Source organism: Bradyrhizobium campsiandrae, from assembly GCF_014529705.1.
Taxonomy (GTDB): Bacteria; Pseudomonadota; Alphaproteobacteria; order Rhizobiales; family Xanthobacteraceae; genus Bradyrhizobium; species Bradyrhizobium campsiandrae.
Genome location: NZ_JAANIH010000360.1, coordinates 1 through 246 on the forward strand (window position 1 = coordinate 1; position 246 = coordinate 246).

The following is a 246-nucleotide window of genomic DNA, read 5'->3' on the forward strand; positions in this document are numbered from 1 at the left end:
CGATCGATGCCAAGGCCCGCATCGTCCCCAGCGATCCCGCCTCCACCAGCGACAAGGCGCCAGACCTGCGCGTGATCGTCTCAGGCGTCGAGATCGGTGCCGCCTGGCGCCGGACTTCGAAGGACAACAACACCGTCTACCACTCGGTCAAGCTCGACGACCCGTCCTTCCCGGCGCCGATCTACGCCAACCTCGTCGCGGTCGATGACGGCTACGCGCTGGTTTGGTCGCGCTGATCCGCAGGCC

1 protein-coding gene is annotated in these 246 nt (G+C 67.1%); it reads left to right on the plus strand.

Annotated elements, in window-relative coordinates:
• The coding region (locus G8O24_RS43410; protein ID WP_188108487.1) for a DUF736 domain-containing protein at nucleotides 1-236 on the plus strand (236 nt) is incomplete at its 5' end.
• Nucleotides 237-246: the final 10 nt, after the last annotated feature.